The sequence below is a fragment of the Gluconobacter albidus genome (genome assembly GCF_002005485.1).
In the GTDB taxonomy this organism is placed as follows: Bacteria; Pseudomonadota; Alphaproteobacteria; order Acetobacterales; family Acetobacteraceae; genus Gluconobacter; species Gluconobacter albidus.
Genome location: NZ_CP014689.1, coordinates 1,468,080 through 1,490,613, shown reverse-complemented (window position 1 = coordinate 1,490,613; position 22,534 = coordinate 1,468,080). Strand labels below are relative to the sequence as shown.

Below are 22,534 nucleotides of genomic sequence, written 5' to 3'. Positions count from 1 at the left end.
GTTTTCCATTTCTCAGGAGAAGTGCGGTTTGATGGCAGCCTATTTTACCAGCCGGTCTGCCAGGGCGTCCGTCCCCATTTACCGTCAGAGATGCAGTAATAGAGGTATCCTGAACCATACATGGTTTCACCCCGCGCGCAGGACTCTGTTGAAGAGGCGGGCTGTTCCTGCGTGTTGACGTAGATCCTCCCGTCCACACGCAGGGAGGCTGACTTGAGCAGAAGGGATGGATTGGAGCCGCTGCCATCATCGTAATAGGTGAGGCCGACATTCACGCCGTCGCCGTTGGTGAATGTGATCATGCCGCCCATAGCGAGGGCATTATAGCCCTGCCAGTTCCAGGGCGTGATGGTGACGGACCCGCCATTTCCGGAGAACGTACAACCCGAGGTTGAACAGAACGTCCCCGAGGATCCGCCGCCCGATCCGTTCGCAGCGATCGCCGCGTTGACCCAGGCTGTCGTCGCCACCTGCTGGGAGTTGTTCCCGGCTGCCGGATCTGGAAACAGCACGACGCCCTTGAACGTGACGTTGCCGTTTATGATCCCGTAGAGGGTCGGATCGTAAATGTCCCACTTTGCGATGGAGTGGGTGTTCGGATCCGCAAGGCAGTCGTGGCCGCCCATCACCCCGAAGACCGCCATCATCGCAAAAACAAAGCGCTTCATCTTGGATGTCCTCAGTAAAGATTGGGGATGACCGCGCCGATATAGAACGTGCAGGCCGGCAGGGATTCCGTGTCCAGCAGCAGCGCGATATGGGTCGCAAAGGCAGGCGCCCCGGCACCCGTCGTGTCCGTGGCCAGCGGATCCGGCGTTCCCGGCAGGCCCAGATAGCCGGGCGCGGTCCCGTGGCTCATCCAGCTGGCATATCCGGCCTTCGGGACGTGGACGTCGTCTTCACCGCAGAACAGATTGGCCGCGCCAAAGGTCGGCCGGCCGAACTGGTCCGAGCCCGTGATCTGGACGAAGAATGTCCGGAAATACAGCGTGACCCTGTCCGCGTCGTCGGTCGGCATGGTCGTATTCGACGACACGGCCCCGGTCGAAAGGTCATACGGGAAGAGGACTTTCAGCCCGATATTGCCCGTCTGGTACTTCTCGATCGGGATGCAGATGACGATCCGGTCGTTCCGGCCCTGTCCCTGCGTCTGAACCTTCAGGGACGCCGGATAGCCGTTGAACACATAGTCGGTGGACAGCGCAGCGCTGGCGCCCTCGGACGTCCACTGGTCGATGCCGGCGACAGCGTCGGAATACAGACCGCCGATCAGACCGACCCCGCCATTGAGCGGCAGGGCGCTTTTCGACTGCGGGATGAAAAACCCGGCCAGACCGAGCGGGTCGGAGGTGAAATTGTTGCACGACCCGATATTGGAATTGCCGGTATTCAGCGAGCTGCGGATCTTGAGCTGGCCCGGTCCCCGCAGCGCCACCCCGTCCGGCCCGGTCAGATTGTAGATCTGCGTGTCGTGGAAGATCATCGTCGAGAGGTTGTGCTCAAGAAAGACAGGTGGTCCGCCGTACTTCTTTGAGTCACCCGCCCCGAGGAACATTCCGCCGAAGCACACGATCGCGCCGCTGCCGGTGCAGTGATACAGCGGCTTGTCCACACTCCTCGGCCCGTTCATTTCCATGTGGCAGCCGTGGACCTCGATGCGGCCGGCATTGTTCGCAATGCACTGATCGGAATAGTCGAGGGATGAGCCGTAGAACGTGAACTCGGCCCCGCCCGGATTGCTGATGATGCAGCCGGAGTTTCCGAAGCCCCCGCCATAGAACCGGAAGTTCTCGCCGGCATTGATGCTCCCCGGCAGGAACTGGAAGCACAATCCGCAGGCTCCGACGCCAAAGTCCCAGTATTCCGAGAGGTACGCGCCGCTGCCGAAGTTCATCCCGATCTGGAAGTTCTCGACGGAGCCGGTGCCGAAGTTCTGGATGGTACCATCCGTGTTCTCATACGAGTTGTACCAGACCCCGGTGACACCGGACTCAGTGCCTGGGCCCACCAGCGTGAAGCCTTCAGTGATGACCGGCAGCGGGTAGTGCAGCGTGGCCCCATCGCGTGTTGAGAGGATGGCCGAGTTCCGGTTGAGCTTCGTGACCGAGAACTTCGTAAATTCGACATTCAGATAGCCCGAGATCGACACCACCACGAAAGACGAACTGTCCTCGGGGACGTAGAGCGGAACCGACATGGATCCCGTCACCGGCACGTCAGACAGGTTGGAAATGATCTTGCTCGGCCCCTGCATGATCCAGGGCGATGGACCCGCACCAGGGCTTGATCCGTTGACGCCCATGCCGAGGCTTCCCGGCTGCCCGTTCAGCATGGCGTAAGAGCCGCCGAGAGTGCAGGAATATTCGATCTCGAAGACGTAAGCGCCCTTGGGGAGCGTCAGCTTCTGCCCGAACTGGTTCCAGTGTCCCGTGGCCGTCGACATGTTGTTGTTGTCGGATGCGGCGATCGCAGCGGTCGTGTTCGAGATCGTGTACGTCCCGACCGTGCCTGTGCCGGTGCCCAGGCCGGTGATCGTCGTGTCCGTGCCCAGCTTGAACTGCGAATCATACAGCCGGTCGCCGACCTTGAGAGTGGGCAGGCCCGTCATTGCCGTGACGGTCAGAACGCCGTTCGAGACAGATCCCGTGATTTGCGTCGCATTCGGTGGATCCGTGTAAACTGCCTTGCCCTGCTGGAACACGACGTCCGTGCACTGGGCCGGGGAATAGATATTGGCGTTGACGAATGCGCCGCTGGCATTGGCCGTCTGGAAGGTCGGATCGTCGATATGCTCCACGACCGTGGTCACGGCTTTCAGGGCACTGAAATCCAGCGTGGAGTTCGTGAAGGTCCCGAAGGACGTTCCCGAGATCCAGATCATGGGGTTGTCGTCCAGCGCCACCGCATCATTGCACATGATGTAATGGAGCGCGGGAGAATTGATGCCCTTGCCGGAATAGCAGACGGTCTGGATGGCGACGAAATCAATCTCCTGGTCCAGGCTGTAGGCGATCGGAAAGACCGCCTGCGCCTCGGCCAGTGTCGGGAAAAAGCTGGACAGGCGGTGGCTGTTGCCGTCCCCGACCGCGCCGAACCATTGCGGGTTGAGGCCGCCCTGATAGACGCGCCGGTAGGTGGTGCCCCCGGCCGTGACGATGATGGTCCCGAAATCAGGCGTATCGGCAGTCGCTGCACGGATGAAGATGCCAGCCGCTCCGCGCGTCAGATCCGTCCCGTCCCAGGACGTCAGCAGGATCGCAGCCGGCGAGGTCTTCAGCGCCCGGAACTGTGCGATGGACGAGACGCTCGCCCGGACGCTGGAGGCCACGATGTCCGCGACGGTTGCGCCGTCGAGCGTACTGGCGGCATCAATCGCGCCGGACTGGATGGACTGGCGGATCGACTGACCGCCATCCGCATCCACCTTGTTTCCGAGGGCTGCGGCGACCTGCGTGGATTTGACCAGATTGGCCTTGTTCCCCGTGTCGACGACAGACTTCCAGGGCGGCGTGAAATTCTGGACCATCAGACGTATCCGTTCTTCAGTGTCATGGGGGGTGCAAGGCCGAGGAAGATGGCGCGCTCACGGGCACGGCGATTTTTCAGGCCGGCCAGCTCGACCAGATGGCCGTGCACGGTGGCCTTGTCCCAGCGCAGCAGCTCGTCGGCCGCGCCGGCATAGTCACCGGCATTCAGCTTGCGCAGCAGGGTCGAACTTTCGACGGCGGGTGTGCCGACATTGTACTGCCAGGACAGCAGGGCCGCGCGCTGGACGTCCGATAGCGCCACCCGGACTAGGCGGGAGAGCGCCGCATCCAGCGCTGTCACGGTCCGGAGCAGGAGACTGCTGGCAGCGGCCTCATCAATGGAAGCGGTCCGGGCCGTGACGGGCTGCCCGGTGGCCAGCCAGCGGCTGCCATAGCCGATCGTCCAGTACCCGGCCGGACAGACATAGGGCGTTGCGCAAAAGCCCTCGAACCCCGGTCGCCGCAGCAGCGCCGTGGCCAGAGTGATGGCGGTGTCATGCATGGGGATTTTCCATAAAAAAAGCCGCCCGGTTAGGGCGGCTTTGGTAGGGGGGAACTTGAGACAGAATGGCGGCTTACGCCTTCATTTCAGGCATCCAAGCGGTTATGATGTTTGCCCGAAAGCCGACATTGTTGGGTAAACTTCGATAGACAGTTTTTGGGACAAAGCGCTCATCTGCAGAATGATCGTTTCTTACAGGAAATAGACATTAAGACCATTCTCATGTTTGTTCGCACGAACAAAAAGCGCCTACGCGGAAAGGGATAAAAGGTGGATCTAAACGCGGCAATCAGTGAGCCCTTCGCGCGCCTGCTCACGTTCCACAACAGCTTCAATCGCAGCATCAAAGTCAGCTTTGGCGCTCTCTCGCTCCTAGCAGATCAGCGCAAGAGTGGTGATAACTCGACAGCCGTCTCACTTCCAACTGCTGGAGAGCCGTGGGGGACGACGACACTCTGGCGCAACCTCGATGCTCCCGTGAAGAACGCGGCGATCCTTCTGGTTGAGTTGGGTATCGCGCGAGCCGCAGACGCCTTTGAGGATTACGCGACAGGGGCCAAAGCCGAATTCGATCGGGCAGGCATAAACCCGGCTGGCCTAAAGGAGAATGGCACGTCCGCCCTGCATGGCTTTGATGCCGTCGTAGGACTGGACACGAATGGTATGACCGATCTCCTGAAGCTTGCGAATTTTTTCGATACTGCTCGGAATTGCATCGTTCATCGGTCTAACCGGGCTAATGCCAGTCTTGCGGCGCTACGCGCCGATCCCGCCATAGAGGAAATACTTCACCGTTGGCCAAAGCGGAGCGGTAAATGGTCGGTATCGTTGCCGCCTGTCGTTGCAGGCCACATCGTTGAGTGGCGGCCGCGCCACGCTATTCTGGCGTCGGACGTTTACTACCGGGCTGCTGTGGCGCTCGACCGAGTTCTGGTCGAGAAAATGGGGCCAGCGGCGCTTGTGCGAATGGCTGCCCATTGGTGTTTTTTCGCGGACCCGCTGGCCCCCTGTCCGTCGAAGCATAGCCCGGACGTCATGGTGCGTGCGCAGTTGCAGGATCGTTACAAAATCAAGAACGTGACGATCGCCGAAACCATCACCTTGCTCCGCGAAATCGGCCGATGGGAGGCGGTTCGAGCTGCGTGGAAGAAGCGGTATCCGCAAGGACCGGAAACCTCACTTTCCCTGCGCCGGCGGCTCAGGAATGATGGCACCAAGGCGGGTCCGGGATCGAAAGGCCGAACGCGGCGCTCATAAACTGGATCAGCCGTTGGTTATATTCTTGTCCTATTGTAGATAGTTATCAGGATGAAGATTCAACCTCGAACGGAGATATCTCGACGTCAAAATTCATGCGCGAACTTCGACCGGAGCACTATTCGGATACCAAAGAGCGCACTGACTATGTTGCTGGATGTGCCTCTCATCGAACATCATCTGGAAAGCCTCACACTGCGCAATCAGACGCACGTCTTCGAACTCCTGAAGCTGCCATCTGCCTAGCCTCCATGCCGAGTTTTGCCAGTGGCATCACAATATTGAAGGCATATTGAGGAAGCTCTGAAAGTACGTACAGAACTTTAGGATAAGTAGTGCTGTCTGATTTCCGACTTAATCCATCGAAACCAGATAGTCCGCTTCCCCCCCATACCTGACCTCACTTCCCGATCGAGACAACCAGATGAACGACCCCCGATCCAAGGATTGAGGTCAGCAGGGTGATGGCGGCCGTGACAACGGCGCGCGCGCCAAACAGACGGTCGAGCTTGCCGTTGATCTGGCGGTTGCTGCTCTCCATTGATTTCGCCAGCGCCTCAATCTCACTGCGCAGCGAAGCGATTTCCTGACGCATCTCGGCCCGCAGATCGGACTGGCTGTTTCCGACGCTGGAGAGCTGGGTCTCCAGCGTCAGGCAGCGGTCTTCAAGAACGCGGATCCGCTCTTCGGCAGACAGAGCAGCGGGCAGGCTTGCGACCATGGTGGCCGTCTGGGAGTCAGGCATCGTTTTTCCATAAAAAAAGCCACCCTGAAGGCGGCAGACAGAAGAATGCGGAGCGGGAGGGCGGCTGGTTACTTCGGCCCCTTGGCGATGTAGGTGATGTCCGTCGTCCCGCCATTGTTGATGTGCAGCGAAAAGCCGTTCTGGTCCGGGTCATAGGCGTGGCAGTTCACGTCACCATTGCCGAAATTCTGGGCCATGACCCTCGGCGTGCCTGAGAACGGCACTGCGAAGGTCACGCGACCACCGGCAGACACGCCTGTCGCGACGTCCATGATGATTTTCTGCCCCGGATCCGTGGGCAGATCGTCCGTGAAGGCGAAGCCATGCCCGTTCCAGTTGATGGACTGCTGGCTGACACTGAGCACAGCCGCATTCCCGGAGTAGAGAACAAAATTCCCGTCGCCCTGAAACTGGGCTCGCATGGTGCCATAATTGACCGTCAGACGGGTGGCCGTCCCATCGGTGATGTCCAGCTTGTTGCCGTTCGCAGTATTCGCCGCCGCCAGGGCAGAGTTCGCAGTCCCCTGCGCAGAATTGGCAGATGACTGCGCCGTGTTGACCTGAACCGTGGTCGCATAATCGCCCTGGCGCTGGAAGAAGAATGGCCCGCCAGCAAATCCATCAATGAACGGGGTACCTGCCGACGTCCGGTAAGCCATCCTGCCAATGCGGAGATCTCCATCCCCCGCCCAGGTCTGAAGATACCGGTTGTCCGCATCCACGGCCCTGACGGCCTGACTGCTGTTCCAGTCCGACACCTGCGGGACCAGTAGCTCGGAGAGCACGGTCAGCGATTTGAGGCTCGCCGCGCCGTTCTCATCCAGCAGGACCAGAAACTCGGCCGGGATCTCGTTATAGACCTGCACCCCTCCGGAGAAGCGGAGGAGGTCCGTGGTGTTCTGTGTGTTGCCCATCACCCGACTGCGGGCCAGCGTGCAGGGATTTCCGATCGTGAGCGTGCCCACGCCCCATTCCGCCTGCGTCCCGTCATCCGCGAAATAGAAGATCCGGCCCCCGCTTGGAAACGCCTGGGAAAAAGCCCTGCGGTCTGCGGCCGAGCCGTTCAGCACAAAGTCACCGACACCCGGACTGCTGGCGGTCTCCAGAACAAAATTGGCCAGCATGGTCATCACAGTCGCTCCGTCTGGGTGAAGGTCCAGCTCCGCCGATCGGCAGGGCCGTAAGGGTTGCCGATGTCGCCGCCGCTCAGACGCCCGAAGATCGCCTCCTCCTGGGAGGTCGCGCCCGGATCCGGGAGGAAGAGAATATTCTCCCCGACCGCCGCGACCCGCTGGATCTCCCGCAAGGTTGCGGTCTCGGCCGCGCCATAGGACTGATGCGCGATCGAGGCCTTTCGCTGGATCCAGCGCATCTGCGGAAATTCCGCGCCAGACAGCGCCGTTACTTCATCGACGCCGAGATTGAAGCCCGAGCTGCTGTCGGTGGAGAAATTGCGGACCGGCTGCCAGAGCGGCCCGACATAGGCCAGCGGGATTGAAAGATATCCGTCCGGATTGCCCGGATCCGCGATCGTGATCGTCACGACGTCACATTGCAGCTCGGCCGGAAGAACGCAGACCGCCTGGCCCGCCACGATCGCCATGGGCTGGGTCGCATCGTGCAGGACGTTGCCGGCGCTGCTGACGACGATCCGCCAGCTGGCCTGCGCCGTCAGGTTCGTGCGATGCACCGAGACGACCCGCACGCCCCCGCGCTGTGACAGCGCCACCGTCAGGGTCGCCGTCGTGGCGTCCGCCCGCCAGGCATAGGCCGGATTGCCCTGCGGGGAGGTCAGGTTCGTGACAGGCAGCGTTGCGGCGGCGCTGTCGGTCGACAGGACAGCGGAGAGCACGGCGTTCTGATAGCCAAGTCCACAGTTTTCCATGAAGTCTCACATAATGTCTGGCCCGAAATCACCGCCGTCCACGTCTTGCGGGACGGTCCACAGGGTCAGGATCTGAAGGGTTGCCGTCGCATCGCCGCCCCGGACATGCTCCGCGACAACCACGCCCAGGCATGGATTGGCCAGCTCCGGGACGGGAGCCTGAATCGTAATCGTGTCACCGAGATCGACCTGCCAGCTCAGTTCTACCGGTATGGTGATGGCCCACAGGGTGCGATAGAGGCCCCACAGACGGCCGTGGGAATCCGCCACGGTCTGGGCATCCTCCGGGAACGCCAGGGCTGTGACGACCGGGGTCGGATCGTTCGGCAGCCGCCAGCGCATCCGTAAGCTCGCATCGGACCAGACGGCATTGCGGTCAGCTGCGGCGATCAGGGCCTGCCGGTCGGCCGGGGCCTGCGGGTGCAGACCCGATCCGGCCGTCTGGACCGTGAAATTATGCTGCCAGCCCATGCGCCAGCGCCATGTCGGCGGACTGAGCGAGGCATCCAGAGACACGGACTGGATGTCGGTGATGACAGTCGCATCCAGTGTCAGGGTCGAGGCGGTCAGGTCATCGACCGCTTCCAGCAGAACAGGCCGCAGCGTGCCCGAGCGCGTTGGCACGATCGAAAGCGCCAGCCCCGAGAGCAGCGTCCGGACGACGTCCTGTCCCGTGACCGTTTCTGTTCCATCCCAGAACCACCCCGCCCGCCAGGGGGCAAGCGGGCTCTGCGCTGGCCACTGGACGTCGATGTAGGATTCCGGAAGAACGAAGTCCTCCAGGAGCATCGTGCGCAGGATGTCCAAGACGTTCTGCGGCGCGGCCCCGGAGGGAAACGATCCGAACGCATCCACGGTGATGCCATAGACGGGACGTGTTCCCAGCCGGATCCATGTGCCGGTGCCCCCTCTCTGGATCTGGTAGGTTCCAGGAGCCGGGGACTGGGCATAGATGTCGGAGACCAGACCACCGAAGGCGATGCCGCCCGCAAAGCCGCCCTCATAGAGCGCGGAGATCACGGCCGGAGCATCGCTGACCTGATAGACGTAATTGACCGCATCGATCAGGACAGGCGTGATGTTGCAGGCCGTGCCCCGCAGGGTCGGCATGACGCGGCCGGAGACATTGGCATCCCCGTCCAGACGGCCCGTGCCCCCATAGATCCGGCCCGCCATGGTGACATCGAGCCAGGACAGCGCACCGAGCAGGGGCACGGTCAGGGTGCGACGTCCAGGCTGCCAGAGCGTACCCAGACCCGCAAAGACCGGCTGGAGATCCGCGCGCTTCGGATCCTGCCAGATCCCCCGGTCCCGGTCGAAAATCTTACGCCCGCTCAGGATCCGGATGGGCAGATGGTCGTTCGTCCGGCTGGCCACGAGCGCATCAAGAGAGCCGTCATTGATCAGCGTGACCGATCCGAATGACGACGTGCCCCCGAGCGCGTCCGAGGTCAGGGAGATCCCGCGGTCCAGATCGAAAGCCTGGGTGACGATCGGGACATAGGGAACATGGTTTTCATCGACGTAACCCATATCGGAGAAGCGCAGGGTCTCGATCGTCTCCAGAGACCCCGCACTCCGCCGCAGCGTTCCGCGTGGCCGGCTGCCATGGGCCGGAAGGTCATCGACCTGGACAGCCAGGGTATCGACCAGGTCGATCTCGACTGCCCGGATCACTGTCATGTCATGCTGCCTTTCCGGTGGTGGATTTCATGCTCTGCATGCGGGTCTCACTCAGCTGCTTGGTGGCCAGATCGACCAGCTGCGCCAGCGTCGTGTTGAGCGTGTCGGTGGACGTCTTCAGCGCCTCTTTCATCACCGAAGCCGTCAGATCGTCCGTGCCGATGCTCCCCAGGCTCTGGAGCGCCTGCATGACGCGGGCATAATCCTGGGCATAGGCCGTGCCCGACCCGTTGAAGGTCTTGCTCTGGGCCAGCAGGGTCTGCATGTCGCCCTGCATGGCCTGAAGCGCCGTGAAGCTGCCGCCCTGGGCTGCCGTCAGATCGGTCGTGAAATTGTCATTCGCGACCTTGTACTGATCGGCGGCCGACAGCGGAGAGGCATCCGACGTGGCCAGACCCGCGCCATAGGTCTCCAGGCTGGACATGACGCTTTCAGCGCTTTGCAGCGCCTGGTCATTGTACTGTTGCTGGATCTTCAGGCGCTCGGCCGAGAGCGTCTTCTCCAGGTCGGCCGACTGGCTGATATATTCCTGCTGGGACGTGTAAGCATCCCCGAGGAAGTTCTTCCAGTTGTCCGCCAGCTGCTGGCGCTGCTGGTCCGCGCTGACGTCGAAGTTCGTCAGCGCGGACCCTTCATCATTGCCCGTGGCCGTCTGGTACCGCGCCTGAACCGACAGATCGCTCTGTCGCAGCGTGTCCAGCTGGGAGGCAAAGCCCTGGTCGTAAAGCGACTGGTACTTCGCATTCAGCTGGGTACCGTCCAGCCCGTACTGACTGGCCTGCGAGGCGGCTGCCTCATAGGTCTGTTTCAGCGCGGCCATCTGATCCACCCAGGACTGCTGCCCCGAGACCGTGGCCTTGAGCAGCCCTGGCATCGTCGTGTCGACGAAGGTCGTGATGGTGGAGATCTGGGTCTGGAGATCCGACGTCGACAGCGACTTGCCATCGAGCGCCGTGTCCAGAGCCGTTTTCAGGTCCCCGGTGGCTTTCGTGAAGCTGCCGACCGTAACCGTGCCGTCAGAATTGAACTTCGAGACGGCAACGCCCAGCTGGTCGACCGTGTCGGCCATGGTCTTCAGGTTGGCGATCGCCGTTGCATAATCCGAGACGGATGTTGCATCGCTCGGCAGCCCCTGGTGCAGGGCCTGCTGGAACGTGGCGTCCGACGTGCTGTAGGTCGCCTGTTTCAGCAGATCCGTGAGCGAGACGGACTGAAGGGACTTGTCCTTGTTGTTCTTGTCATCGCGGACCGTTCCCAGCAGCCCGCCATCGCCACCGCCGATCGTGACCCCGTCCGTGGACAGGACCTTGTTGAACGATGCGATGTCGGATTTGAGCTGCTCCGTGATCTGATCGGTCTGGGCCTGGTTCCAGGTCTTGCCAAGCGACAGTGAACCTCCCGTCGTCATGACCTGGTCGATCGTGTACGGGTTTTTCTTGTGCCCGAAGAGGCCGCCCAGAAGACCGCCCAGACCGCCGCCGATCAGACCGCCCAGCATGGTGCCGATGACCGGAATGAACGACCCGGCCGCAGCGCCTGCTGCCGCCCCGACGCCGCTGCCGATCATGCCATTGCTCTTTGTCCCGCCGCCGATGCCGGACAGGGCCGAGCCGAGCCCGAAACCCCCGCCGATCCCGCCCAGGAGGTTGCCCACCGTGGCCGTGCCAAACAGGTTGGTCTTGAGGCCGGATGACAGCCAGGACGTGGAGCCGCCAAGGACAGATGAAGACGCTCCCCCCGAAGAGAAATTCTCAATGGTGGTCCCCGCTCCGCCGAAAGGATCACTCCCGATGCTTCCGCTCCCGAAGCCACCGGATGACGATGCCCCGGAAAGCACAGAAGAAATATCCCCCAGTGTCGTCCGGCTCTGACCGTCAATCGCATTCAGCAGCGGATTGATCAGCGCCAGCTTGGCCACCATGGAGATGATCTGGGTTTCCAGTCCCTGCATGACGGACTTGAAGGTCACGCCGCCATTCGAGGCATCGACGAAAGCCTGGGTCACATCGCTCGACAGCGTGTCCGCCATCGACGAAATATCTCCCGTCAGCTCCTGCAGGGTCTCCTGCTGGTGCTGATACTCTGCCGAGGCCTCTGCGACACGGCCGGTCAGATCAATATAATCCTGCGCTTCCTGCGGCAGAACGTCGCCATACTGCCGGTGCTTTTCCAGCTCCGCCTGCATGACGGCCAGATTGACCTGACGTTGCTCCGCATTCTGTCCGATCGAGGCCGTCTCGGCCTGGATCATATCCAGATTGTCCGACAGGCCGGCATTCTGCTGAAGCTGCTGGGTCTTCATCTGGGCAGCCGTGCTGGCATCGAGCGCAGCCGTCCGCTTTGCCACCGCAGCGGCAAATTCAGGCGACGTCGTGCTGAAGTCGTTCTGGGCTTCCGTGTAAGCCTGCTGGTAATTCGTGGCATGCTGAAGAGCCACGGCAGATCCGCCCGCAGCGTCGGCAATGGCCGCCTGAGAGCGCGCCTGACGTTCGGCCGAAACCGTTCCGTCATCATAGGCGGCCGCAAGCTGCCTCTGCTTGGCCGCCATGGCAGCCGTCAGGGCCTGCTGGTCCGTTCCGGTACCGCGCGTCGTCTGATCGAACTGTGCCACGACCTCGGCCATGCTGCGCCAGTAACCCGTCTGGGCTTTCAGTGGATCGAGACTGTCCGTCAGCCCCTGAGTGATTTTCTCCTGCGGGCTCAGTGTGTCGGCCAGCGCCACCCTGGCCGTGGTGATACGCTCCTGGGTTTCCTGCCAGGCTTCGGAACCCGCTTTCTGGGTCGTCTGGAGCTTCTGCTGCGCCTCGATATAGGCTTCGATCCCGACCCGCTGCTCCGACCAGCTGCTGGACGAATAGCCACCGGCTGCATCGGCCGCGCCTCCTGCGACAGAGCGGGTGTTGTCGATGACCGCAGCGGATGTGGCGTGCTGGACTGCCGCAGCAGATCCGGACACCCCGCCTGCGTGATCGACATACTGGTGACCACCGCTCTCATGACCGATGACGCCCTTGAAGAGATTGACCAGACGGGAGGACAGGCCCAGGCGGGACGTTTCCGTGTCGATCAGGCTGGACGTGTCAGAAGGCAGCGTGTTGATGTCGTAGCCATAAACAGAGGAATTATAGGATTTCTGGCCGGAACTTCCGACCTTGTTCCCGCTGTAATAGGCGAGCGTGTTATCCCAGTTTCCACCCGCACGGGCGTTTGCTTCCTGGAAAATCTTGATCGCCGCATCAATGTTTCCCTGCGGCGTGCTGATGTCGTATCCGGAGGAATAGCGGGGATCGACCTGACCCAGTCCATAGTGATGATTTCCGCCGGCATAATTGTCCAGAAGCTGCTTGCCGGCGAGACCATCAGTCGTGGGTCTGGTGGTGGTCGGGATCAGCTTGATCAGATCTGTCAGCCATTCCAGCAGGCGGCCGCCCATGCCTGTCACCAGATCACTGATGGCATGGGTGACTGGCGAGGCCGCTTTCTCCAGGTTCTCCAGAGACCGCTGGAACGGCGTCAGGCCCTGATCATAGGCATCTTTCGATGCATCCCGGATCTTGCCGATGACCAGCGCATAAGCCGCACCCTGTTGCCCGCTGGCCTGAAGGTTTTTGACCTGCTCGACCAGGGCGGCATCCACCCCAGGAAGGTGCTGCTTGTACAGTGCCTCGATCTCGGCTGTCGGATCGACCATGGCGTTCTGCACTGCCTTGAGGCCATCCTCCAGACTGCCGAAGATGGCTCCGGCATCGCGCGCAATCCCGGATAGCGTCGAAATATCCGTGCTCGACCCGGTGAAATTATACGTTCCGCCGATTGTGGTCGCAGCGGTACGGGCGGAGCTTTCATCCCATCCCGGCATGGCCTTGAGGCTGTCAGAGGCAGACATGATGGCGCCAGCCATATGCTGGGCATCGTCTCGCGTGGCCTTGAGCTGCGTCGAGAGTTTGGCAAGCCGGGACTGTTCTTCCTCGGCCATGGACCCCATTTTATACAGACTCGCACCAACAGCTGCCGCTGCCGCGACATACCCTGCTGGCCCCGTCATGGCATTGACTGCCAGATCGACAGACTTGCGAAACCCACCCAGGACACCCACGGCGTTCGGCACTTCATAAAATGCGGCCTGAAGCGGATTGCCGCCTGAGATGACCATGTCCAGAAACTTGTGAGCTTCATCCATCAGGATGTTGAGCTGGTAGCTTTCCAGCTTGGCGGCATTGCTGTTGTTCCTGTGTCCCTCGGCTTCCTGATCAAGCGCATCCCGCAGACGTCTGGCATCATTCAGGCGCTGGGAAGTCGTGTCGACTTTTGCCTGCTGGCTGGACACGCCGGCATCGGCATCAGACTGCGACATGCCGTCGGCGACGGCATCTGCGGCCTGAACCCGCATCTGCTCAAGCCGGTCCTGCTCTTTTTGCAACCGGAGCGTCAGGCTTGCGACTTCATCGCCAGCCGCAGCCGACATCTGAAGGAAGGATTTCAGGGATCCCGTCATGCTGCCCTGTAAACCACCGGCCACACCCTTCTGGGCCTGATCCAGCGACATCATCGCATCACGCATGCCCAGTGTGGCCGCGCTGCCCTGTCCCAGCTCGCCATTCCATGCGGCCTGCGCATCCGCCGCCGCTTTCTGGCGCTGCGTCAGGTCTGCGATCTGATCACGGGTCTTGCCCAGGGTATCCTGAACTTCGGACAGCCTGGACGTGATGGCAGTAGTGTCTGCGCCCGCAGCAGAGGAGCGGTCGAGATCTTCCTGAAGGGCCTTTTCCTCCTGACGAAGGCCTGTGACGGCGCGCCGGAGTGTGGAAAGGCTTTTGACCCCGGACTGTGCCGTATCTTCCAGAGCAGACGAGGCCGTGTCCGCCGTCTTCGCGACGGCCTCCACTGCCTCCTGGGCAGCGGTCCCGATGCCGGAAAGGGAGTCCGCAACAGAGTCACTTTTCTCCTGGAGCGCATCGAGGTTTTTGCCTGCGCTTTCTGCCCCCGCCGCAGTGTTATCCTCAACGCTGACATCGTTGACGATCTTGTTGATCTGCGTGAGGGTCGCCATGGCTATGAGATCCGTTCAGTCAGGATAAGGGTAGGATAACGCATCTGCTGCCCGGCCTGCCGGTCGGGTCGACGGCTGGCATAGGCCTTGTGTTTCCGGCTCCAGCCGGCCTTTTTGGTCCAGCTCAGGCCCGACGCGATGCCAGCGCTTTTCAGGATGTAAGGAACTGCCCCGCCACGGGCATCGCGGCCGCCTTCCAGAGCCTGAAAGCCACGCTCTGCTTTCACAGAAGGGAAACGGCTTCCCATACTGCTGCGGACGCTCTCCACGATCTTTGGATCGACGCGGACTTTCTGGCCACCAACGTCAATCTTGCGGGCATAGGGCATCGTGTTGACGATCCAGACTGTCGATCCCGTTGGGATCTTCGCAGCCGGCTGCGTCCATTCCTTTCCGTCGACCAGGATGGTCCAGCTCTTGCGGAAGGCCCCGCTCTTCACGGGTGAGCGCTTGCGGCATTCTGACAGCGCCCAGTTCGCGGCCTGTGCCAGATCACTGAAGACATAAGTGATGATCCCGCCATCGAGGCGGACCTCTTCCTCCAGGCGCCCCAGCTGCCCATCGACACGGGTCGTATACGCCCCCGACGCCAGCCCCTGGTGGATGGCGTCATCGCGCAGGCTTCGGCTCTCCTGCGCCACAAGGGCATGAAGGGCCGGGCTGGAAAGAGCGGCAGTCGTGTTGATCGCAATCTGCCGATGCATCACTTCCGACCATTTCAGAGCAGATGACCGTCGCCTCATGATGCTCTCTGCCGCTCCTGTTTTTCGACCCATCGGCGAATGAAAACTTCGTCCATCAGAACGATACAGCGATCGAGCAGGGCCATTTCCTGCATGGACATGCCATGGTGTTCGGCCCAGAGCCGCACGGATGACCAGGGGATCTGTCGGGGGCGGCCACTGATCAGACCGCCACCCATCGGCATCATGATGCCATGGGGCGCTTCATGGCGTTCTGAAGAAAGACGGTGCCAGGCGCGCCAGATCCAGAGCCACTGCGGATCCGGATCGACACGCACGGCATCTTCCCCCTCCAGGTCATCCCAGAATTCGGGGTATTCTCCCCATTCCAGCCACCATGCCAGCGCCCGCGTCAGTTTCCCGAAGCGGCCTCGGCCTGCTCAACCGCGCCATTGGCGACGAGGCTGGCAGCCTCCCAGCAGCAGCGCATCAGGCGCGCATACTCGGGCTCGGCAATCAGCTTCCCGAAGTCTTCCACCGAGACCTTCTGGGTTTCGGCATCGTCCGCATACAGACCGTCGACGTCGAGGATCAGGAAGTCAGCCAGCAGGCCCGCGTTGATCGCGCGACGCACAGCGTTTGGAATGCGGGACGGATCATTGCGGAACTTCTCCGCAGCCACAGCCAGACGCCGGTTCTGCGCGTCGACAAAGGCGTCAGTGTAGCCACGCGTGCGGATCCGCAGGCCGGGGAACTGTTCGATATCGACCCAGACGCCGTCGTTGATGGAGGCGCTGTCGATCTTGAGGTCTGAAAGTTTCGGCATGTTCATTTTTCCAGTCTGAAATGAGGGATAAAAAGCGCAGAAATCCGGGGATCAGCCGCCCGGAGCGGCTGCCGGGATGCGCTGGATCTTGAAGGTGCCACCACCGGCCTGCGGATTGCCCTCGATGTCGAAGGTGGCGACGATCGAGGTGTTCTTGCTGCCGGCATTGATGACCGGATTGCGCAGCGCTGCGTTCAGGAAAGTCAGGATGTAGCTGTTGCCGTCCGCATCCTTGACCGTGGTGACGATCGGCCCCTGCGTGCCACTCGCCCAGACCTGATACATGTCCCAGGTCTTGAAGAAGATCTGCGCCGAACCCGAAGCCAGCAGCTGACCGACACGGATGCCGCAGGCGTCGGCATGGCCCATGCCGTAATCCGAACCCGAGCCATCACGATCGAGCGTGATCTGGATCTGCTTGACGCAGCCATCCGGAGCCTGCCCGTTCACGGTCATGCCGACGAAGTTATCGACCGTATTGAACACGCGGCCGGATGGTGCATCGGTGTAAGTCGTGGCCGGATCAGCATCCGCAAGCGTCTGCTGCTTGCAGGAGAAATCGAAGTCAGCCGTCGCAAATCCACCCTGGGCAAAGGTCAGCTGCGCGCGCGTGCAGTAGCTGCCCGGACGCACCACCCATTTGCCGTTCATCTTTTCGATGATGGTCCAGGTCTTCACGACAGGGCCATTCTGCACGACATTGTTCGCCCAGTCCGCGCCGAGCACGGCCGCCAGCATGTCGTCGTAGGTGCCATAAGACAGCGCGCCCGACAGTGTGCCGGCCACGGAAGTCTGCGTCAGGACGGCCTGTGCGGCTTCGATGTCGGCATTGATCTCGTCCGGACGCTGGGTCGTCTGGCTCGGCTTGAAGTTCTCACCCGTAAAGCGGGTACGCTGGTAGTTTCCCGTGGCCGGGACGCCGTAAGTCGGCTCCATGGCATAGGAAATGGCAGTATCGTTCGCCTGCGCGGCGGCCTGATAGCCTGCCGTGGCACCGGTAAAGGCCATGTTTCACCTCATAAAAAAAGCCACCCGAAGGTGGCTGTGTCAGGAATTTCAGGAAGGATCAGGACGCTGGCAGGACAATGTCCTGGTAACGATAATCCACCATCAGGGAAAAGCGGATCCAGTTGCCCGTTTCGCCCTGGGCAGGCGGGTCGAAGCCCTGATCGTCGTAATATAGTCCCTTTGGCAAATATTCGACAGGAACCCGAAAGGCGACGGAGAGGATCTTGCGCTTCTGAACCGCATCAATCGCGCCTGTTCCGCGCTGCACCATCAGATGTAGCCAAATTTGGCCTGTCTCTTCATTGATGATTTCCCCGACACCCAGACGCCCCGAGGCTGCACTGGCGGTCTCGAAATAAACCCACGGATCAGTGCCAGGATCGAGGTCCTGGGCAAGAATATCCTTGACCTTCAGACCTAGCGGCACGGCTGCTGCCGTGGCCCGGTCAAAGGCATCCTGCCAGACGACGGGAGAGGTCATGTTCCACCTGCTGCAAAGAGTTTCCAGCCGCAGATCTCACTGCCGTCATAAACAGCCGTGGCGTCCGTCAGCATGTATCGGCGGCCACCATCCGTCAGGATGTCCATGTTGCGGGGCTGTCCATAGGCTGCGGCCGACAGCTCATCATTCAGGGTTTCTGCCACGAAAGGCATGACGGAAACCCCCGCCTCCAGCGCGGCCGTGGCGGGCGGAGCAGAATAGGCAATCAGAGAGACCGGATCGGACTTGTCGGATCGCGACAGAGTCATCATGCGCCCTTTATGCCGGATCTGCCGACGCCGGCTTTCAGTAATCTGTCCCATCAGGCCATCCAGTCCGCTGCCAGGGAGAGACGATCGAGCGCGGCCACGGCATCAGGAGAAAGAGCCCCGACAGATGGATCCATGGTCTGCCAGGTCGTGGATCCAACACCCTGGACACTTTCCGTCTTCAGAAGCGGATCACGCCCCTGCCCGCATCGCAGTAGCTGGATCGTGCCCAGGCATCCGCCCGCGATGTCGTCGGGAAGCGGCGTTACTGCCATCGGCAGCAGATCTGCATCATTCTTTTCCGGATCATCCATTTCCGGAAGAAGAAATCCCGCCACATAGCTGACTTCAACATCCCACACATGATGCGGGAAGCCGCACCCTGCGGGCACCGGAAGAATATCCTCGATCCGGGCATTCAGCCTGTCGACTGATAGCTCATCCAGCGCCACAACCTTGCGACCGCCCACGCTTATGGATCGAATGGCCGCAATCGGACCGATCGACAGGTTTATTGCCGTCACCCTGCCCCGCACGCGAATGCGTTCCCGATATTCCTGCAAAGCCAATGGTCGCTGGAGATAGGACACGCAGGCAGCTGAGGCACTGGAGATCAGAGCATCCAGACCCTGCATCTGAGCCATATTTGTGATCTGGAGATATGCCAACGCACTCTCCAGAGACACAAGGTTGGTGGTTTCTGCTGGTGTCGTGACGACAACAGGCATATTTCACCTCCAAACAAAAACGGCCTCCGCTAGGAGACCGTCAGGATTTGCCGTTTTCTGATGCTTTGCTCGGGTCAGTGCCCGAAAGAAGGTCTCCGCCATCGCCATCGCCATCGCCATCGCCAGCTGCCCCTGGGGATGATCCCGCTTTGGCCAGGGTCTTGACCGGCATAGCCTCAGCCGTTCCCTTCTTTGCTGCGACAATCGCATCCGCGACGCTATCCGGAAAAACCGCGATATCCCCAGGATTGTAAACCGAGCCGATACCGCTGCACCGGCCCGTGAAAGTGATTCGCTTCATGGATTACTGTCCTGCAACTGAGCCGGGAAACCAGGCCGCACCCGTAAGAACGGAGATGGCTGCGTCATAGCGGGTATTGAGATCGACCGCCTCAATCACGCGCACCAGTGTCTCATCATTCTGGAAGGCTGAGCGCGTCACCCCCTCATTGTCGACATAAGAGGCCTCCGTGCTGACAGCGAGGGTCGTCTGCAAGGCATCGCCAATCAGGATCTGGGAGAAATCAGCGAAATACAGTTCAGACTGATTTCCATTCGTCCCCAGATTGTCCGGAACAGACGTCGTCGTCGTGAATGGATAGCGACCAATTCTGCCTTCTGAAATTTCAGGGAAAGCCAGAGCGCCAGTCGCCGTCAGCAGCTGCTCCAGGAACTCCGCAACCGTCGGGTTAATGATGTAACCGCAGTTTGCCATCGGAACATTGCTTCGCGAAAGTCCCAGGCGCATGGCAGCGAGGTCATTGCGAACGTTCTGCACGACATTGGTCGGGTTTGCCGCGATGACATTGGCGGCAGCGGCGAGATAACGAAGCCCAGCCGGCGCGACGCTAGACCCCTGCCCCCGAATGAACTGCTGATCCTCAGCGATCCCTACCTCACGGACCATGTCATTTCTGACCAGCGTATCCGTCTGAATCGAATTGTATCGCAGAAGATCATTTGAAATCGGCACAAGAGCAAACAGCTTCTTGGCAGACATCTTGACCATGCCGACGCCAGGAGCACTGGTGGGGATCGCTGCACGCTCACCGCCCCAGCTCGCATTGGACGTCGAAGTCTGCTTGCGGGTCGACAGGTTTCCACGCGGCATCGGAACGGAAACAGCGCCCATGCGACGGACCGCAACCGCCGGACGAAGTGCGTCGATCAGATCGGTGGAATAATCCTGATTAACCAGAAAGCCACCCTGCACATCGACCGATTCCTGCATGTTATCGGCAGCCTCAATCGCAAAGGCCGAACCCCAGGTCTTTTCCGAGAAGTCCGCGACTGCCCGCATACCTCCCTGCCCTCGCGTCGCAGCCACCGCCTGGGCAAAGCGCGAGAACTTCATGCCCGGTTCAAGCTTTTCCGCCGCCTGCGCGGGCACCGTTGCACCGGATCCGCTCTGACCAGCCGGCAGCGTGGCAATCGGGCGCGCAGCAGCTGCGCGACGATGCTCCAGATCGACTTCACGGGCGATATTTGCCGTCAGTCGGTCATCTTCGGCTCTCAGCGCGTCATATCGGGCAGCTTCTTCGGCCGTCATCTCGCGGTCGCCATCCGTGGCGGCCGTGTTGACGACAGTTTCCATCTCCGTATGGACTTCACCCTGGCGGGCGCGGAGGGTCGTAATGCGATCAGCCATTTTAGCCTTCCTGTGCTCGAAGCCGGCGCATATCCAGATCCTGCATGGCAGCAGTCCTTCTTGGAGCCGGTTTTCCTGTGATTTTCGGGGTTTTACCGGCGCCGAGACGGGAAACTGTCCCGCTCAGCGTTCCGGTTCCATCGGCCATGCCGGCTGAAACGGCACTTTTCGCCGATTTCATGCCGCCCTGACCGAAATTCTTCTGGACGTTCGCAACCGTGGTTTTGCGGCCACGCGCGACATCAGCCATGAAAACAGCCTCCATATCGTCCAGAACAGCGCGGATCTGCGCCTGCCCGTCGTCCGAAGACGGGTCCAGGCGCTTGTTTGGCGCGTTGGAACTGACGATATCGACGCTCTGGCGGCCGTTGGCATCCGGCCCAACCTGCGTTGAGGTCGAGCACACAATGCCGATCGAACCTGCAACGGCCAGATTGTCCATGATGATTTCATCAGCCTGACTGGCGAGCCAGTAAGCGGCCGACGCAGCGGTTCCGGTGACAAATACCGTCACGGGCTTTTCCAGGGCCGCGATCTGCCCCGCCACGTCGCTCAGTTGCACGGTCGCACCGCCTGGGCTGTCCATCACCAGAAGGATCTGACTGACAGCCGGACTGGACGCCGCCACCTGAAGGTCGGATGCCAGGGTTTCCAGCGTGGTAAACCCACAGATATCCGCCATCAGGTTAGCATAGGGCATGATCGGCCCCATGACGGGGATCATGGCCACTCCGTTGCTGACTGTCGCGGTCTTTGCGCCCTGCAAAGGCGAACCACCGCCTGAGATCGCAGCCATCACACCCTGATATCGGGCGGCATTGCCGTTTTCCCGCAGCTTCTCCAGGTCAGGAGACAGCATTGTCCGCTCTGCCACCGCCTCGATCGCGGCCAGCCATTCCGGCTGGATGGCCCAGGGCATCGCCCTGATGGCATCCAGCGCATAGTGTCTTGTCATGTCAGCTTCCTGTTGCAGGATCCGGGCTTGGCTGTCCGCTGATGCCCATATTGATCGGACGCCAGATCTCGCCGCCGGCATCGCCGCCGACCGGGTTAAGACCGAATTCGGCCCGGCCCTCATCCGTGCTCATGACGCCGCCATTGCGCAGCGCGGCGATGCCCTGGGCACGGTCGAGGAAACCACCCTTCACCAGGTCGGACGGGTCATGGACGAACGCGCAGCCGCTTGCCGCAAAGGCATGGGCTGCGCTGGCTGCCACCCGGCTGAAATGCGGTCCCAAGTGGTAGATTACGAATTCAAGGGACTGTTGTTCGATATTGCCGAACGTCGCCTTGGACAGCTCGAACAGCAGATGCGGCGGAACGCCCCAGGCACGGGCAACGTCCAGAACCTGCATGGTTCTGGTTTCGACAAGCTGCCCGTCCTTGTTATTGACCGGCATGTAAATCGGTTTGAGGCCGTTACTCAGAACCGCAGTTTCACCGGCATTTTCCACGCCAGAGAAGCGCGATTTCCAGTCATCCTTGATCGCCTGCCGTTCGTCAGGCTTCACGGGCTTGTCCGTCGACAGGATCGTCGGTGGCTGGGCATTATTCCGCCAGTAATTCTGGACGAAAGACGCTGTCGCCAGATTTTCCCCGAAGGCCTCTTTCATGAAGGCAATCGGATTTAGCCCCTGCAACCCGTTTCGCCCCATGCCCCTGACATGCCAGATGTCGCGTGCCGGGAACCGGCCGCTGGAGCCGTCCGGCAGGGTGGCGTCATAAAACATCTGCTGACCAGAAACCCGGTCAAAAGTCTGGAGGGGCTGACATCCAAACGGATCCAGCCTCGTCAGAACGGACGGCCTCATGAGGGCGTCCCGAGAGACGTAGGCGTAAAAATTGCCGGTCATCAGGACATCACCGAGAAGGATTTCCCGGAAATCATAATAACTTTGGGCCTCGTTCGGCCGTTCATTCATCAGAGAATAGAGCGGATCACCCTCCAGGCGATGCGTACCGGTTCCATCCTTCCGGCAGTAATACATCGGCACCATGGCGAAAACGCCCGTCAGGATCCGCAGCGCCTGCATGACGGCCGGCAGAGACATGGTCGTTCGCTCATTGACCATGATGCCTGATTTAGATGGACCACCCATCGGAAACGAAATCCACGGACCGCCCGACTGAAACGCATTATCCGGGCTGGAAATGCCGCTTTCAGCCGAAAGCCGAGGCTCCTGGCGCGCATGGACCGGCGTTGACACACCAGACCCACGCAGGAAGTCCAGGAGACCCATTT

General features: G+C 61.0%; 20 protein-coding genes. 1 reads left to right on the top strand and 19 read right to left on the bottom strand.

All coding sequences use genetic code 11. The features are described 5' to 3' along the window. Positions 1-44: 44 nt before the first annotated feature. The 3 genes from A0U94_RS06705 to A0U94_RS06695 are packed head-to-tail and all read right to left on the bottom strand — an operon-like array spanning position 45 to position 4,029. A complete protein-coding gene (locus A0U94_RS06705) occupies positions 45-668 on the bottom strand; it encodes a hypothetical protein (protein ID WP_077802891.1) in 624 nt (207 codons plus the stop codon). Positions 669-679: 11 nt separating this feature from the next. Further along, positions 680-3,526 carry a hypothetical protein gene (locus tag A0U94_RS06700; protein ID WP_077802890.1) on the bottom strand — a complete coding sequence of 949 codons (2,847 nt, stop codon included), beginning with the start codon at positions 3,524-3,526 and terminating at the stop codon, positions 680-682. Next, entirely contained in the window at positions 3,526-4,029 is a 504-nt protein-coding gene (locus A0U94_RS06695; RefSeq protein ID WP_077802889.1) for a lysozyme, read from the bottom strand. Before A0U94_RS06695 ends, A0U94_RS06700 begins: the two co-directional genes overlap by 1 nt. Before the next feature lie 270 nt (positions 4,030-4,299). Here A0U94_RS06695 and A0U94_RS06690 point away from each other — a divergent pair, with 270 nt between their 5' ends. Beyond that, entirely contained in the window at positions 4,300-5,286 is a 987-nt protein-coding gene (locus tag A0U94_RS06690) for a hypothetical protein (protein ID WP_077802888.1), read from the top strand. Between the two features lie 400 nt (positions 5,287-5,686). On the opposite strand, the gene A0U94_RS06685 is transcribed toward A0U94_RS06690, so the two are convergent. The 16 genes from A0U94_RS06685 to A0U94_RS06610 all read right to left on the bottom strand — a co-directional run bounded on the left by A0U94_RS06685 (position 5,687) and on the right by A0U94_RS06610 (position 22,532). Next, positions 5,687-6,031, bottom strand: a complete 345-nt coding sequence (locus A0U94_RS06685; RefSeq protein ID WP_077802887.1) for a hypothetical protein — start codon at positions 6,029-6,031, stop codon at positions 5,687-5,689. A 68-nt stretch (positions 6,032-6,099) separates the two neighbouring features. Then, complete coding sequence (locus tag A0U94_RS06680; protein WP_077802886.1) at positions 6,100-7,161, bottom strand: hypothetical protein; 1,062 nt, start codon at positions 7,159-7,161, stop codon at positions 6,100-6,102. Then, positions 7,161-7,916, bottom strand: a complete 756-nt coding sequence (locus tag A0U94_RS06675; RefSeq protein ID WP_077802885.1) for a hypothetical protein — start codon at positions 7,914-7,916, stop codon at positions 7,161-7,163. The genes A0U94_RS06680 and A0U94_RS06675 overlap by 1 nt, the downstream gene beginning before the upstream one ends. A 6-nt stretch (positions 7,917-7,922) precedes the next feature. Further along, on the bottom strand, positions 7,923-9,599 hold the full coding sequence (locus tag A0U94_RS06670; protein ID WP_077802884.1) for a hypothetical protein: 1,677 nt from the start codon (positions 9,597-9,599) through the stop codon (positions 7,923-7,925). A 1-nt stretch (position 9,600) separates the two neighbouring features. Then, complete coding sequence (locus tag A0U94_RS06665) at positions 9,601-14,649, bottom strand: glycine zipper domain-containing protein (protein WP_077802883.1); 5,049 nt, start codon at positions 14,647-14,649, stop codon at positions 9,601-9,603. 2 nt (positions 14,650-14,651) lie between these two features. Further along, the gene (locus A0U94_RS06660; protein ID WP_149026710.1) at positions 14,652-15,392 is read right to left on the bottom strand and encodes a hypothetical protein; all 741 of its coding nucleotides are present in this window, start codon (positions 15,390-15,392) and stop codon (positions 14,652-14,654) included. Further along, positions 15,389-15,670 (bottom strand): hypothetical protein, encoded by a 282-nt coding sequence (locus tag A0U94_RS06655; protein WP_077802881.1) that lies wholly within the window; start codon positions 15,668-15,670, stop codon positions 15,389-15,391. Before A0U94_RS06655 ends, A0U94_RS06660 begins: the two co-directional genes overlap by 4 nt. Positions 15,671-15,744: 74 nt before the next feature. Further along, entirely contained in the window at positions 15,745-16,158 is a 414-nt protein-coding gene (locus A0U94_RS06650; RefSeq protein ID WP_062105685.1) for a hypothetical protein, read from the bottom strand. A gap of 51 nt (positions 16,159-16,209) precedes the next feature. Beyond that, the gene (locus A0U94_RS06645) at positions 16,210-17,166 is read right to left on the bottom strand and encodes a phage tail tube protein (protein WP_244178105.1); all 957 of its coding nucleotides are present in this window, start codon (positions 17,164-17,166) and stop codon (positions 16,210-16,212) included. 58 nt (positions 17,167-17,224) lie between these two features. Then, the gene (locus tag A0U94_RS06640) at positions 17,225-17,647 is read right to left on the bottom strand and encodes a hypothetical protein (RefSeq protein WP_077802880.1); all 423 of its coding nucleotides are present in this window, start codon (positions 17,645-17,647) and stop codon (positions 17,225-17,227) included. After that, positions 17,644-17,970, bottom strand: a complete 327-nt coding sequence (locus A0U94_RS06635; RefSeq protein ID WP_062029448.1) for a hypothetical protein — start codon at positions 17,968-17,970, stop codon at positions 17,644-17,646. The genes A0U94_RS06640 and A0U94_RS06635 overlap by 4 nt, the downstream gene beginning before the upstream one ends. Further along, positions 17,970-18,644 (bottom strand): hypothetical protein, encoded by a 675-nt coding sequence (locus A0U94_RS06630; protein ID WP_077802879.1) that lies wholly within the window; start codon positions 18,642-18,644, stop codon positions 17,970-17,972. The genes A0U94_RS06635 and A0U94_RS06630 overlap by 1 nt, the downstream gene beginning before the upstream one ends. A 40-nt stretch (positions 18,645-18,684) precedes the next feature. Continuing rightward, positions 18,685-18,945 (bottom strand): hypothetical protein, encoded by a 261-nt coding sequence (locus A0U94_RS06625; protein ID WP_077802878.1) that lies wholly within the window; start codon positions 18,943-18,945, stop codon positions 18,685-18,687. Between the two features lie 3 nt (positions 18,946-18,948). Beyond that, complete coding sequence (locus A0U94_RS06620; RefSeq protein WP_077802877.1) at positions 18,949-20,292, bottom strand: phage major capsid protein; 1,344 nt, start codon at positions 20,290-20,292, stop codon at positions 18,949-18,951. 1 nt (position 20,293) lies between these two features. Then, positions 20,294-21,247, bottom strand: a complete 954-nt coding sequence (locus A0U94_RS06615) for a S49 family peptidase (protein ID WP_077802876.1) — start codon at positions 21,245-21,247, stop codon at positions 20,294-20,296. 1 nt (position 21,248) lies between these two features. Next, on the bottom strand, positions 21,249-22,532 hold the full coding sequence (locus A0U94_RS06610; protein ID WP_077802875.1) for a phage portal protein: 1,284 nt from the start codon (positions 22,530-22,532) through the stop codon (positions 21,249-21,251). Positions 22,533-22,534: the final 2 nt, after the last annotated feature.